Origin of the sequence: Laedolimicola intestinihominis (assembly GCF_040096155.1) — a bacterium.
Taxonomy (GTDB): Bacteria; Bacillota; Clostridia; order Lachnospirales; family Lachnospiraceae; genus Laedolimicola; species Laedolimicola intestinihominis.
This window is the reverse complement of record NZ_JBBMFE010000002.1, coordinates 38,846-52,386: the sequence shown is the minus strand read 5'-3', so window position 1 is coordinate 52,386 and position 13,541 is coordinate 38,846. Positions and strand designations below refer to the sequence as shown.

The 13,541-nt window shown below is 55.2% G+C and carries 12 protein-coding genes and 1 tRNA gene; 9 read left to right on the top strand and 4 right to left on the bottom strand.

Features of this window, described 5'->3' with window-relative positions; all coding sequences use genetic code 11:
- The first annotated feature begins 7 nt into the window (after nt 1-7).
- From yqeC to WMO29_RS02545, 9 genes are all read left to right on the top strand, one after another.
- The gene (gene yqeC, locus WMO29_RS02585; RefSeq protein WP_349163631.1) at nt 8-823 is read left to right on the top strand and encodes a selenium cofactor biosynthesis protein YqeC; all 816 of its coding nucleotides are present in this window, start codon (nt 8-10) and stop codon (nt 821-823) included.
- A complete protein-coding gene (yqeB, locus tag WMO29_RS02580; protein WP_349163630.1) occupies nt 820-2,163 on the top strand; it encodes a selenium-dependent molybdenum cofactor biosynthesis protein YqeB in 1,344 nt (447 codons plus the stop codon). The genes yqeC and yqeB overlap by 4 nt, the downstream gene beginning before the upstream one ends.
- Nucleotides 2,164-2,176: 13 nt before the next feature.
- Nucleotides 2,177-3,211 (top strand): XdhC family protein, encoded by a 1,035-nt coding sequence (locus WMO29_RS02575; RefSeq protein WP_435391107.1) that lies wholly within the window; start codon nt 2,177-2,179, stop codon nt 3,209-3,211.
- 67 nt (nt 3,212-3,278) lie between these two features.
- Nucleotides 3,279-4,109 (top strand): M15 family metallopeptidase, encoded by an 831-nt coding sequence (locus WMO29_RS02570; RefSeq protein WP_349163627.1) that lies wholly within the window; start codon nt 3,279-3,281, stop codon nt 4,107-4,109.
- Nucleotides 4,110-4,124: 15 nt separating this feature from the next.
- Nucleotides 4,125-4,796, top strand: coding sequence for an epoxyqueuosine reductase QueH (locus WMO29_RS02565; protein ID WP_349163626.1), 672 nt, complete (start codon nt 4,125-4,127; stop codon nt 4,794-4,796).
- Nucleotides 4,797-4,943: 147 nt separating this feature from the next.
- Nucleotides 4,944-5,016, top strand: a tRNA-Gly gene (locus WMO29_RS02560).
- Between the two features lie 170 nt (nt 5,017-5,186).
- Nucleotides 5,187-6,206, top strand: a complete 1,020-nt coding sequence (locus WMO29_RS02555) for a zinc-dependent alcohol dehydrogenase (protein WP_349163625.1) — start codon at nt 5,187-5,189, stop codon at nt 6,204-6,206.
- A gap of 93 nt (nt 6,207-6,299) precedes the next feature.
- Nucleotides 6,300-7,985 carry a sensor domain-containing diguanylate cyclase gene (locus WMO29_RS02550; protein WP_349163624.1) on the top strand — a complete coding sequence of 562 codons (1,686 nt, stop codon included), beginning with the start codon at nt 6,300-6,302 and terminating at the stop codon, nt 7,983-7,985.
- A complete protein-coding gene (locus WMO29_RS02545; RefSeq protein WP_349163622.1) occupies nt 7,975-9,879 on the top strand; it encodes an EAL domain-containing protein in 1,905 nt (634 codons plus the stop codon). Before WMO29_RS02550 ends, WMO29_RS02545 begins: the two co-directional genes overlap by 11 nt.
- Nucleotides 9,880-9,976: 97 nt before the next feature.
- Here WMO29_RS02545 and WMO29_RS02540 read toward each other — a convergent pair whose 3' ends face one another.
- The 4 genes from WMO29_RS02540 to WMO29_RS02525 form a co-directional block, all read right to left on the bottom strand.
- Nucleotides 9,977-11,059, bottom strand: coding sequence for an S-methyl thiohydantoin desulfurase family protein (locus WMO29_RS02540; RefSeq protein WP_349163621.1), 1,083 nt, complete (start codon nt 11,057-11,059; stop codon nt 9,977-9,979).
- A 27-nt stretch (nt 11,060-11,086) separates the two neighbouring features.
- Nucleotides 11,087-11,743, bottom strand: a complete 657-nt coding sequence (locus tag WMO29_RS02535; protein WP_349163620.1) for an aspartate/glutamate racemase family protein — start codon at nt 11,741-11,743, stop codon at nt 11,087-11,089.
- Nucleotides 11,744-11,765: 22 nt separating this feature from the next.
- A complete protein-coding gene (locus tag WMO29_RS02530) occupies nt 11,766-12,707 on the bottom strand; it encodes an aminopeptidase (protein ID WP_349163619.1) in 942 nt (313 codons plus the stop codon).
- A gap of 75 nt (nt 12,708-12,782) precedes the next feature.
- Entirely contained in the window at nt 12,783-13,457 is a 675-nt protein-coding gene (locus tag WMO29_RS02525; RefSeq protein WP_178039770.1) for an AroM family protein, read from the bottom strand.
- Between the last annotated feature and the right edge of the window lie 84 nt (nt 13,458-13,541).

Below are 13,541 nucleotides of genomic sequence, written 5' to 3'. Positions count from 1 at the left end.
ATAAGATATGTTAAAAGAATGGATAGACGGAAAATGGGTGGAGCGGGAGTCGCTGCTGGCTGCCCTGGGGCTGATCGAAAGCAGCGTTGCTTTTGGCGGGAAACCGGAAAAGAAGCCGGAAAAGAACCGGGTCATTTCCATCGTGGGCGCAGGCGGAAAAACCACCTGCCTGCGCCGCTTCCAGTTGGAATGTGAAAAACTGGGAATCCTGGCGGCCGCAGGCACCACCACCCATATCCAATATGAAAAGAATACCGGATTTCTGGACCGTCCGGATCTGCAGGCGGCCCGGGAGATGTTAAAGAATACAGGCACTCTCTGGATGGGAGAGCCTGTTTCCGACTGGAAATGTAAAGCGCTGCCGGAATGGTTTTACCGGGAGCTTCTGACGGAGGGGATCTGGCTTTTGCTGGAGGCAGACGGAGCCAGAGAGAAGCCGGTCAAAGCGCCCAGAGAGGGCGAACCGGTAATTTTGCCGGAGACCGGGCTTGTGCTCTGTGTGTATGGACTGGACGGAGTGGGGCAGCCTATCAAAGAGGTCTGCTGCCGTGTGGAAGAGGTCTGCGCCATTCTCGGAAAAGAAGAGAAGGACGTCCTGACGGCGACAGATCTGGCGAAGCTGGCGGCCAGTCCGGCAGGAGGGAGAAAGGGCGTAAGACCCGGTATGGACTACGCGGTGTTATTTAACAAGGCGGATACCCGGGAGCGGGAGGCAGCGGCGCTGGAAGCCGCGAAAGCGCTTGCGAGCCCGGAAACGAGGATTCTCATGGCGGCGGATCTGATGCCGCCCTGGAAGCTTCAGAGAGCAGGAGAGACAGGATGAAGATCGTAATCAAGGGAGCCGGGGATCTGGCTACCGGCGTGGCCTGGGAGCTTTTCCGGGAGGGACACCGGATTATCATGACAGAAATTGCCGTACCGCTGACGGTACGCCGCCAGGTGGCCTATTCCCGGGCGGTCTACGAGGGACGGGCGGAGGTAGAGGGCGTGACCGGCGTGCTGGCCGGATCGGCGGAGGAAGCCATAGCCCTTTCGGAACAGGGCGTCATCAGCGTGCTGGTGGATCCAGAAGCCCGGGTGCGAAAGATCTGGCAGCCGGAGGTGGTCATCGACGCCATCATGGCGAAGAACAATATCGGAACAACGCTTACGGACGCGCCGCTGGTGCTGGCTCTGGGGCCCGGCTTTTCGGCAGGGACAGACTGCCACGCGGTCATTGAAACCATGCGTGGGGAAGCCTTAGGCCGCCCCATTTACCGGGGCAGCGCCATTCCCAATACGGGCGTGCCGGGCATGGTGGGCGGCTACGCCATGGAGCGCCTGATCAAGGCTTCCGGAGACGGCCGGATGGAGCCGGTGGCAGCCATCGGCGATATCGTAGAGAAGGGCAGCGTCCTGGCCTATACGGGCGGCGAGCCGGTGTACGCGCAGATCGACGGCGTGATCCGGGGTATGCTGCAGGCAGGCGTGCCGGTAAAGAAGGGCATGAAAATCGGGGACGTGGATCCGAGAAAGGACGAAAGCCTGGTTCACCTCATTTCCGATAAATCCCATAAGATAGGACGAGGCTGCGCGGAGGCCGTCCGGACGCTGGTAGGGCGGCAGTACGGTATCGTGGCGCTGGCAGCGGGGCTGTCCAGCCGGTACGGCGGAAATAAGCTTCTGGAGGAGCAGGTGGACGGGCGTCCCCTGTATGAAGTAACTTTGGATAAGCTGGGCGCTTTTTCGGACTGCACCCGTGTGATTGTGACCCGGTTTCCGGAAATAGCCGGGGCGGCCGGGGAGCGCGGCGTAAGGGCTGTGATAAACCGGGAGCCGGAGCGGGGCATCAGCCATTCCCTGCAGCTTGGACTTACGGAATGTCTTCGGCAGAATCCGGATCTGCGGGGCGTATTGTGTATGGTCTGCGACCAGCCCTATCTGGAACCGGCGACCATGGAAAGACTTCTGGAGGAGGGCTTTTCTTATCCCGGGGCTATCGTCTGCGCCGGACACGGGGAGCGGCGGGGCAATCCGGTTCTCTGGGACCGAAGCTATTTCCCGGAGCTTCTGGAGCTGACCGGCGATACCGGAGGCCGTCAGGTGATAAAGCGGTATCCGGAAAGGGTACGCCTGGTGGAATGTGGGGAAAAGGAACTCGCAGATGTGGATATCCGCGCATAAAGAAAGAAGGATTGTGGAAAACTTGCGTCATTTATATACCATCTTACAGGAATATCAGGATAAAAAGGAAAAACGGATTCTGACCGTCTTAAAGGGACCCCATGCGGGGGAAAAAGCCTTTTTTGCCGGAGACGGGCTTCTCTGGGAGAGAACCGGACAGGGCTTCTTCACAGAACACCGGGAAGAGGCCGGGGCAATCCGGGCCGAAGGGCAGCAGGAGCTGGCAGGGGAGACGGTATTCTGCGACTGTCTGGGAGAAGCGAAGAAGCTGGTGATCTGCGGCGCGGGCCATGTGGGCGTGGCGCTGCTTCGTATGGCACTGCTGCTGGGCTTCGACGTGACGGTTCTGGAGGATCGACCGTACTTTGCGGACGGAGCCAGACGGGCCGGCGCCCGGAGGGTGATCTGCGATACGTTTGAGACAGGGCTTGCAGAGGTTCCCGGGGACGGGGACACCTTCTTTGTCGTCATGACCCGGGGACACCGCTACGATCTCATCTGCCTGGAAAAGATTCTGGGGAAGAGCTATGCCTATCTGGGTATGATGGGCAGCAGGGGCCGGTCGGCGCTTGTGAAAAAGAAGCTGTTGGAGCAGGGCTTTCCCGCAGGACAGGTGGAGGAGCTTCACGCGCCCATCGGACTGAGCATTCACGCGGAGACGCCGGAGGAAATCGCGGTCTCGATACTGGGAGAAATCATTTCCGCCAAAAACGGAGAAAAGAAGAACAGCAGCTTCTCGGAGGAACAGCTGGAGCTTCTCGGGGACGGGACGGACACACAGGCGAAGGTACTGTGTACCATCGTAGCCCGCCGGGGATCGGCGCCAAGAAGCGTCGGTACCAAAATGCTGGTGCTGGAGGACGGCACCGTATCCGGAACCATCGGCGGCGGCTGCGTGGAAGCGGGCGTGAAGGAAAAAGCCCGGTGGCTTATGCAGGATAAGGAAAAGCGGCAGGAGCTGATTTCTGTGAGCATGACAGCCTGCGACGCGGAGGAAGAGGGCATGGTCTGCGGCGGCGTCATAGAGGTACTGCTGGAGAAATGCTGAAAGAATTTTAAAATGATACAAGCCGGATACATTCCTCACCTATACTGAGCTTCAAGAGGTGAGGAACATGCAGCGTGAGCATGGATATGAGAGACCGGGGCGTTCCGAATCCCGCCGTCGCCGCCGGCAGAGGCAGTTTTATCGGATCCTTGCAGCCATCTGGTTGATGGCCTTTGTGTTGGGATTGCTTTGCGGGAAGCTTGTATTTGCGAAGGAGACGGGGCTGCTGGCGAGAGCCGGGGCGGAATCGGCGGCAGAAGAATCCGAAAATGACAGGACGCAGACGGCTGAGCATGACAGTGGGACAATCGATAACCCGGACGGGAAAGAAAGCGCCGGGGACTGGAAGCTGACCCTGGTCAACGCCACGCACCCCATGGCGGAGGGCTATCGTCCCCGGGTGTCTGAAATCGAGAATAATTACTATTTTGACAGCCGGGCGGTGGGAGAGCTGCAGCAGATGCTGGCCGATGGCCGGAAAGAGGGCCTGGACTTCTGGATCTGCTCCGCTTATCGGACCATGGAGAAGCAGACAGATCTTTATAACAATAAGGTGAGCCGCCTGCAGGCCGAGGGCTTAAGCTATGAGGATGCCTATCGTCAGGCGGGAACCGTCGTGGCCTACCCCGGAACCAGCGAGCATAACCTGGGACTGGCGGCAGATATTGTGGCAAAGGATTATCAGCTTCTGGACGATAAGCAGGCAGAGACGCCGGAGGCTAAATGGCTCAAGGAAAACTGCTGGCGCTACGGCTTTATCCTGCGCTATCCCACGGATAAGACCGGGGAAACGGGGATCATCTTCGAACCCTGGCATTACCGCTATGTGGGGAAAGAGGCTGCCAGGGAAATCATGGAGCAGGGAATCTGCCTGGAAGAGTATCTGGGCGAGAAGTAAGAGGAAGCAGGAACGATGAATAAAATAAATTATCAAAAAGAACTGGATAAAGTAATCGAAGTATTGCAGCGTCAGGGCCGGGTGCCCCGTCTTCTGCTCCACAGCTGCTGCGCGCCCTGCAGCAGCTACGTGCTGGAATACCTGTCCCGGTATTTTGAAATCACCGTCTTTTATTACAATCCGAATATCTATCCGCCGGAGGAATTCGGAAAGCGTGTGGAGGAGCAGAAGCGCCTGATTGCCCAGCTTCCCGCAGAGCATCCCATCTCCTTCCTGGACGGGCCTTACGAGCCGGAGCGCTTCTATGAGATGGCAAAGGGCCTGGAGCAGGTTCCCGAGGGAGGGGCGCGCTGCTTTAAGTGCTATCGTCTGCGTCTTACGGAGACTGCGGAGATGGCCCGCGCCGGAAAATACGATTACTTTACCACGACGCTGTCCATCAGCCCTTTAAAGAACGCGGAGAAGCTCAATGAGATCGGCGGTCAGCTGGCGAAGGATTATGGCGTGGACTATCTCTACAGCGATTTCAAAAAACGGAACGGTTACAAGCGCTCCACAGAGCTGTCCAGGGAATACGGCCTCTACCGGCAGGATTACTGCGGCTGCGTGTTCTCCATGCGGGAACGCCGCGCGCAGCAGGAGGCCGCGGCAAGACAGGAACCTGCTGAACCGAAATTATTTCTGTGAGAATGAAAAAGATGAGAAACGCATAGAAAAACAGAAATGTTTCGGAAAATGAAAAAACACAAAAAAATTCACAAAATGGGTTGACAAACCGCTCATCATCCCGTATAATACATTTTGTTACTGCTTCAGTAAGAAGCAAACATAAATGCGATAGTGGCGTAGTTGGTAACGCGCGACCTTGCCAAGGTCGAGACCGCGGGTTCGAGCCCCGTCTATCGCTCTTGCGAAAAGGAATCATGCATAGCATGGTTCCTTTTTTTGATCCTTATTTACAAAAAGAAAATTGCAGAACAAAGGAATTCATGTTATAATTGTACAAAAGTGATAAAAAGAAAACGAAAAGAAAGAAATTTATAGGCAAAATAGAAAAGACATAAAGGAGAGGGAAACATGAAAGCTGCGTATCTGAAAGCAAAAAATCAATTTGAAATCCGCGAGGTGGAGGTGCGGGAGCCGGAGGCCGGAGAAGTACTTGTGGGAGTAAAGGCCTGCGGATTCTGCGGACACGATAAGATTCTGGCGAGCTATGCCGGAGAAGAATGGCAGCCCTTCGGACATGAATTTGCCGGTGTGGTAGAGAAGGTCGGACATGGCGTAAAGAATGTAAAGGTGGGAGACCGGGTGGTAGTAGAGACTTCTATCTTTGATCCTATTTCGGATTACGCGCGGAACGGTCGTCCCGATCTGGATACCGAGGGCCCCAACTATATGACCATGGAGCATACGGGAATGGGCTTTGCGGAGAAGACCATTGTCCCGGCGATTCTCTGCGTGCCCTTTACGGATCTGGAGGATCGGGAAGCCTGCTTCCTGGAGCCCATGGGTGTGGCGGCAGACCTGATTCTGACTGCGGATATCCATCTGGGACAGGACGTATTGCTGATGGGCTGCGGAGCCATCGGCCTGATGGCCCTGCAGATGGCGAAGGCCTCCGGCGCAAGAAATATCTATGTGGCAGAGCATAAGGCAAACCAGAAGAAGATAGAGCTGGCAAAACAATTCGGGGCCACCGATGTGATTCTCACTGATGAGATGGAGCTGACGGATTATCCGTTCCCCCGGGGAGGCGTAGACCGGGTGCTGGTTACCACGCCGCCCGTCACCATAGCCGAAGCGGTAAAGGTGGCAAACGTGGGCGGCATTGTGGCGTTCCTGGGTATCAGCTACGGCCCCGGCGCCATGGTGACCTTTGATTCCAACATTGTGCATCTGAACAAGCTGCAGATCCGGGGATCCAATGCGATTCCGGCGCTCTACTTCCCCCATTGCCTGGATTTGGTGAAGGCGGGAATCGTAGATGTAAAACCGCTCATTACCCATACCTTCCCGCTGGAAAAGGCGCCGGAGGGTATCATGGAATTCCTGACGGATAAAGCGCATGCGGTGAAAGCGGTTATGCTGAACGAATAAGAAAAAATTTCTTTCGCACATCTTCATTTTACCTGATTGCCTGCTTCCTGTTCCTATGGTAAAATAGGAGTAACGAGATTGTGAGGTGGGAAAATGAAGATGTCGAAGGGATGGAAGCAGTTCGAGAGAACGTTACTGGTTCTTCTTGTACTGCTTCTTTTTGCGTTGACAGGCCCGCTGCGGCTAAGAAGCGGCGGTGGAGAGCAAAGCAGAGCGACAGCCCTCAGAACCGGCTGGTATCAGCTTTCGGACGGGGGCAGGAAGGAGATACAGCTTCCGGTCAGGATGGAGGCTTCCGGGGAGGGCAGCATCGAACTGTGGAACGACAGCCTCCGGCCGGAGGACGCCGGGAAGGTATTGTCTGTAGGGGGCGTACAGTATGGACCGGAGGTCTGGCTGGGTGAGACACTGCTCTACCGATATAAGGACAACGCGTTTCCGAAAAACGATCAGATGAAGGGAAAGCTGTGGGCGGATATTACGCTTCCCCAGGAGACGGGAACCGAGCCTCTCCGGCTGATTTATACACAGACGGGCGCCGGAGAACTTATCATAGAAGCGCCGGAGCTTGGAAGCAGGCAGGAGATCACCGGACGGCATCTTCAGAAGGTATCGGTTTCCCTGGTTATCGTGGTGTGTATGCAGTGCCTGGGAGTGATATCCCTGTGTATCTATCTCTATATGCGCAGGCAGGGAATCCGGGAAGAACGGTTTCTGGATGTATCGCTTTTTCTGCTGGTGTGCGGCTTCTGGTGCCTGACGGATTCCGGGATCTATCAGATGTATGGAAAAAATACAGCCCTGGGAAGCGTGCTTTCCTTCTATGCGTTTATGCTGATGTCGATTCCCATGTTGCATTTTGTCCGCAATACGTTGAAAAAAGAGTCCGGTGTGGTTGTGAATCTCTGGATTGCGGCCCTGTATCTGAACGCGCTGATTCAGGGATTATTGAATAAAATGTATGGGATTCCCTTTATCCGGATGCTGGTTGTGACCCATCTGCTGCTGTTCTCCGGCGTGCTGTGTATGATTTTCCTGCTGTGGAGAGAATACCGGATCGAGAAGAATCTGCAGTCCGGGCTCTGCCTGTACGCGTTCAGTGTGCTGGGACTCTCCGGGGTGACTGCGCTTGTGCTGTACTGGGCGTTCAGGATATACTGGTACGAGGCTGTTTTCCAGTTTGGAATTCTGATTTATATCGCGCTGATGTTCTGGGGACTGATTTGCAAGGTGACGGAGGATATCCGGTTTCGCATGGAGCAGAGGATCTGTGAACGGATGTCCATCGAGGATCGCCTGACCGGCATGAAGAACCGGAAAGCCTTTGAGAAATATCTGCAGAACTGCGCCCGGGATGTGGAAGGCGTGAAGGATGCAGAGCTGATTTTTATTCAGATGGAGGATCTGCGGGAATTTAATGACACCTACGGCATGAGCGTAGGTGACGAGAGCGTTATCGGCACGGCGGGCTGTGTAAAGCGGGCCGGAGCCCTGGCGGGAGAAGGGGTAAGGTGCTTCCGCGTCAGCGGCAATGAATTTGCGGCCGTGATGACTGGGCAGGATGGCGGAGAGACATTTGAGAAGCTTCTGGTTCAGGAGGTCTGCCGCTATAACGGCATGGTCACAGGAAGGGGACGGCTGCATTTAAGCTGTGGAAGCAGTTCCTTAAGAAAGCAGGACGGTTCCCGCAGAACCGTCAGCGACTGGATGGCTTGCGCGAATCAGAATCTGCAGAAGAATCGAGACAGCATGAGGGGAGGCGGAAGAGATGACGTATAATATGGATTTCCTGTTCGTGGCAATGATCCTTCTGGTGCTGGTTCTGTGGCATTATTACAGCCAGAGACGGCCGGACAACCTGAACAACCGCGCGTTTCTTATTTTTGTGGTGCTGGGCAGTCTGGATGTGCTGGCAGAAATCCTGAGTACCTATTATATCATTTCCACAAAGGGAAGCTTCGGAATCGGAGCTGTTCTTACGACGACGGTATTCTATGTGTTCCAGGCACTGATTCCCTATGTATTTATCTGTTATATTTGTACGCTCAGGGAAAATCATACGGTTTCGTGGAAGTGTCTGGCCCTGTGCGGCGTTCCGACGCTGATCCTTCTGGGGATTATCCTGACCAATCCCTTTACAGGTCTGTTATTTTCCTTTGACGCGTATAGGGGGTATGTAAAAGGCAGCTGGTATATGTTGATGTACGCAAGCGCCCTGTTTCATATCCTGGCGGCGTTTATAATGGTTCTGGCCTGGAAAAAGAAGCTGGATCGGCAGAAAATCAGGACGCTCAGGGAAATTGTGGTGCTGACCGCAGGCGGCGTACTGATACAGAGCCGGTGCCAGTGGCTTCTAATGACAGGCTTTGGCCTGAGCCTGGCGATTCTGACCCTGTTCTTTACCATCAACAATCCTTACACCAACTCGGACAGTATGACAGGACTTTATGACAAGCCCTGCCTGATCCGGAAAATGGATGAAATGATTCGGAGCGGCCGGCAGTTCCATCTGATTATGGTGGACGTCTACCAGCTGTCCCACATCAATAAGGTGGCCGGAATCCGCGGCGGTGACAGGTTGCTTCAGGAGCTGGCAGAGCGGATGCAGCTGCTGGCAGGCGCCCGGGCGTTCCGGACGGCAGGCAAGCACTTTGTGCTGCTGGCAATCTCCCTGGAGGAGTATGAACGATTTCTGAAAACCCTGAAAGGGCTGTTTGAGAAGGATATGACACTTGGGGACGAGGAGCAGTGGATAAAGTGTCCGGCCATACTCAGCGGCATTGTAAATGCAGAGAAGCTGGAGGATGGCAATATGGTGCTTTCCTATGCGGAATATCTGGAATCCCTGTCCCTGAAAATGGGTTCCTCCGAGGTGGTCCAGAATGACGCGCATACCAAGAAGAGCTTTCTGTACAACAAGCAGGTAGAAAATTTCCTGTATACAGCCATCGAGGAGGATCTGTTCCAGGTATACTACCAGCCGGTCTATTCCACCAGAAATAAGCAGTTTGTGACCCTGGAGGCCTTAAGCCGTCTGAAGCATCCGGAGCTTGGCTGGATTGCGCCGGATATCTTTATCCGGATTGCGGAGGACAACTGCCTGATTGACCGCATCAGTGATCTGCAGTTTTACCGGATCTGTCGGTTTCTGAAGGAGCATTCGGATTTGATGAAGCAGATTCGGAATGTGAAGATCAACCTGTCCCCACTGGATCTGATGCGTAAGGACTGCAGCGGCCATTTTATCCGGATCATGGATGAATTCGGACTGCCCCATGAATGGGTTCAGTTTGAAATCACCGAAACCGTGGCCACCGAGTACAATACGGGGCTGTGCCGGGTAGTAGAGGATTTTCTGAAGGATGGAATCGGCCTGTGCCTGGACGATTTCGGTTCCGGCTACGCGAACCTGAATACGGTTATGCAGCTTCCGTTCTCGGTGATCAAGCTGGACCGCTCCCTGCTGTTCCATATCTGTACGGATGAGCGGGCGGCTTCCTTCTATCAAAGTGTGGTATCTACCTTTCAGCACATGGGCTATCGGATTATCTCCGAGGGCGTGGAGACAGAGAGCGAGATGGAGCTTTTGAGCAGTTGGGGCGTGGACATGATCCAGGGCTATTACTTCTCCCGGCCTCTGCCGCCGGAGGAGCTGCTGAAGCTGTTGGGATAAGAGAAGATAAGAGATGAGAAAAGAATACGGGCAGCTTTCCCGATCCGATCGGATAAGGAAAGCTGCCCGTATTCTTTTAAAAATTGGAAATTATTTACTATACAAACAAGCCGTCATTGCATGCGACCATGTCCTTGTGAAGGAGATCCTCCACCTCCTGGAACAGCTCTCTCTGATGCATGCCTGCGCCCAGAATCAGCTTCTCCTTGGGAATCACGATGGCGTAGGCTTCCATGCCGTCCTTTGCCTCGGCGGTGGAAATGGCCTCTCCGGTAGCGGCGTCCAGAGTACAGATGAGATCCGGGAAGGTAGCGGCGCGCTGTCCGTCCTGCTCTGCCAGCATGTACTCATTCCAGAAGGTGAAGCTTACGCTGCCCTCCTCGCCGGTTACGTCCAGATGTCCGATATCATAGCCGCCGTCCATCTTCAGATCGTAGTTTGCGATTTTACCCTTAGCCAGAATCTTTGCGTCGTAGTTTTTCTCCAGGAAAGCTACGAACTCCGCGCCGTTCTTGCACTGGCTGAAGGCCTTTCCGATATCCAGAGCCTGGGAAATGGCGCCCACAGCCGCGTTCTTTGCCAGATACTCGGCGGTCACCGGGTTACGCAGCACGCCTACCATACCGCCGTCGGCCACCGCACTCTGGCGGATCACATGGGAGGTGGAGTTCAGGGCTCCCTTTGCCACGGTTTCCACGTAGCGGGCGCCCACGCCGCCACAGGCAGACTGGGTAGTCTGATAATCCGGCAGCAGGTTCAGTCCAATGCTTCCCATGGTTCCGGTGGGATGAGCGCGTCCGTTGCTGGGCGCGTCCACCAGGGGAATGCCGGTAAGAGCGGAGATAACCCAGCCGTTGGCGGTGGAAATGGCTCCGTTTTCGCAGGAGGTAAAGCCTGCGATTTTCTTGCCGTAATTCAGCTCAAAATTCTTCAGGGCAGTCATCCAGTGCTCGGCGGTCAGGTGAACGTCCTTCGCGGAGGGCGCGCCCAGGGTGGAGACATTAACTACCACATCGTCGGGCTTCAGTTCGCTGACGTCCAGCATGGTCAGCTTATCGGTGTGCTTGAAGGTCTCTTCCAGAGCTTCTCTTCCGGCTGTAAGGGTACCGCCTCCGCCGCCTCCCAGAAGGAGACCGCCCAGCAGGGCCTGTTCACACAATTCTTTTGTCAGATAAATCATAGTTGTTCCCTTTCTGTGGATGTCGTTTTATTTGCGGATAGATTCAAAAAATGCGAAAAGACCTTCCGCCAGTACCGGGTCGATGACCGGAAGTCCCACTTCCTGCTCCAGTAGCTTGGCGATGCCGATGGTGGTGAGACCGGTGCAGCCCAGGGCGATGACGTCCGCGCCCATATCCTTGATTTTCCGTGCGCAGGCTACGCAGTTCTTCCGGCCTTCGTCGGTCATTAGATCCAGCGTGCTGTTTACGCCCTCCGGCTTCTCCACGGCTACCAGACGGTCCTTCGGCAGCTTGCGGTAAGCTCTCGGCGCGTAGTCGGTAATACCCAGAAGGCCGATTTTCTCACCGTATTTGCCTGCCAGTGCAACGGTAGTTTCGCCGCCGCCGGTTACGGACATATGCGGAAGAGCCTCGCGGATCTCTGCCACGCCCGGATCATCGGCGCAGCTCACAATAATCATATCCTTATCCTGGAAGGTTTTTGCCAGCTCTACAATTTTCGGAACGGCAATCAGCTCCAGCTCATGGCTGTGGATGCCCTCCCACTGGTCCGGGATACAGCGGCTTTCTACCTGGATGCCCGGAAAATGGTCCATGATAATCTGGCCGTGCATATCTACGAAATGCGGATCGTCAGAGGTCAGCACACGGATCAGGCCGACCTGAAATAGTTTCTTTTCCATACGAATTACCTCATTGTCTTTCTCAGATCTGAAATTCGCCATCCTTGATTACCAGGGTATCGTCCAGATACAGGGTCGGCTTCAGAATGATGCCGTCCATATGGCAGTCTGCCTTGTTGACGCCGCCGAAGGAGGTATTGGTACCGAAGGCTACGTGTACGGTGCCGTATACCTTCTCATCCTCCAGAATGATGCCGTTCAGGATAGCTGCCTCATTGGTGCCGATACCCAGCTCCGCTACGGTGCGGTTCCGGTCGTTGGTCAGAAGGACATCTAACATCTCGCTCTTTTCGCCGGAGATGGACTGGATCTTTCCGTCCTTGATCACGAACCTCAGGGGAGCGTCCAGCTTGCCGATGCCGACCATGGAGCCGTCCACGATCATTTCACCGTTGACGCCGTCCTCCAGGGGAGCAATGTAAGCCTCGCCGGAGGGCAGGTTGCCGCACTGGCCGGCTTCCCGGTATACGCCCGGGCTGGGCACGCCGTCACGGCCATCCAGGTTCAGGGTCAGGGTGCAGCCGTCCTTCTGGATGACAGCCTTCTTTGCTTTCGTGAGGAGTTCAGTTACCTTGCCGGTGAGCTTCAGGACCTCGTCGTAATCCGCAGTCATGGCGCCTGCGCCGAACATCTCCTCGGTGATGCCGGGCATGGTAGCCACGCGGGTGCCGGTCTTCTGAGCTTCGATCTTTGCGTTGGTGTGGGTCAGGGACTTGGCGGTGGGGCAGATAACTACATCCGCAGCCTTCATGGCCTCCGCTACGGTGCGGGGCGGCTCCTCGCCGGAGAGCTCGCGCTCCTTCATAACCATCAGCAGAGCCTCGCAGCCCAGTTCCTTGGCTCCCTCGTAGAGCGCGGTGCCAATGGTGAGGCGGCTGTCGTCGGTGATAATCAGTACATCCTCGGTGGGCTTTACAGCCAGGCAGGATACCATGACATTTTTTGCGATTTCTTTCAGTTCCATTTCTATACTCCTTTGTTTCGATGCAAAATCATTACTTATTAAAAAATCAGATACTTAAAAGTCAGATACGATCCGCTAGATATCGGTGACCTCCGAGATCACCCGGGCCAGGAGGGTACGGGGCAGAACTACGGTCTTGCCGGTCTTTTCGGCGAACATTTCCTTCATCTTCTGGGTGAAGCCGATGCAGTCCAGAACCACCAGATCCACGTCGTCCATTTTGCTGATTTCCTCGGCTGCCTTTTCCAGCTCCGGCCACTCACCGTAGGGGGAAGCAGCCACGCTGGTACACTCTTTCACATAGCCGCTCCATTTCTGGTTATTCTGCTCTAACTGGAGCGGAGACGGCGTGACAGCGGCGATATGGGAGGTGCGGGTCAGAAGGGGCACTACCTTATGCAGAATGTCGCAGGGGAAGACCATGGGGACATGAGAGGTCAGACTTTCCGGAAAGCTTCCGGTACAGAATACCATGATAAGCTTCACGCCTGCAGCCTCCAGATCGTCGATGCCCTTCTGAAGATTGCCCAGGATGTATTTCTCGGCAAAGGTGACGGAAGAGCCATCGGTGAGACGGGATACCAGCACATAGTCGTCGCCTTCAGGTTTGAACTTCTCGATCTCCTCCCGGGTCAGGCCGTCCAGGCCGCCGCGTTGCAGCAGCTCGATCTTGCCGCCGAAGATATCCATAATATCGCAGGTCACGTCCACACGGGGGGCCTGTCCGATGGTGATTGCTCCGATTTTCATAAGATCATCCTTTCTGAATAAAATGTGATAAATGGTTCTGTAACAGGAGAACCCAGGGAAATTCTCTATTACAGAAAAAAGGCA